The sequence below is a fragment of the Mesorhizobium waimense genome, from assembly GCF_003601975.1.
GTDB lineage: Bacteria > Pseudomonadota > Alphaproteobacteria > Rhizobiales > Rhizobiaceae > Mesorhizobium > Mesorhizobium waimense.
In genome coordinates this window covers 1-575 of sequence record NZ_QZWZ01000196.1, presented here as the reverse complement: position 1 = coordinate 575, position 575 = coordinate 1, and the positions used below count along the sequence as shown (strand labels likewise).

Sequence of the window (575 nt, the reverse complement as noted above, 5' to 3'; positions counted from 1 at the left end):
CCGAGACCGAAGACGACGGCGGTGGCGCCCTGCTCGACCTTGGCGGTGTTGATGACCGCACCGATGCCAGTGGTGACGCCGCAGCCGATGTAGCAGATCTTGTCGAAGGGGGCGTCGGGATTGACCTTGGCCAGAGCGATCTCGGGCAGCACGGTGAAGTTGGAGAAGGTCGAGCAGCCCATATAGTGAAAGATCTTGTCCTTGCCGATCGAGAAACGCGACGAGCCGTCCGGCATCAGGCCTTGGCCCTGCGTGGCGCGGATCGCGGTGCACAGATTGGTTTTTCTGGACAGGCAGGAGGGGCACTGTCGGCATTCGGGCGTATAGAGCGGGATGACGTGATCGCCCTTCTTGACCGAGGTCACGCCCTTGCCGACATCGACGACGATACCGGCGCCCTCATGGCCGAGAATGGCCGGAAACAGGCCTTCCGGGTCGGCGCCCGAGAGCGTGAACTCGTCGGTGTGGCAGATGCCGGTCGCCTTGATCTCGACCAGCACCTCGCCGTCGCGCGGGCCGTCGAGGTCGACCTCCATGATCTCCAGCGGCTTTCCGGCGGCGACAGCGACAGCGGC

Annotated in this window: 1 protein-coding gene; it reads right to left on the bottom strand. The window is 64.7% G+C overall.

From position 1 onward, the window contains the following. Positions 1 to 575: alcohol dehydrogenase catalytic domain-containing protein (locus tag D3227_RS40605; protein ID WP_167481084.1), on the bottom strand; the 575-nt coding region annotated here is incomplete at both ends.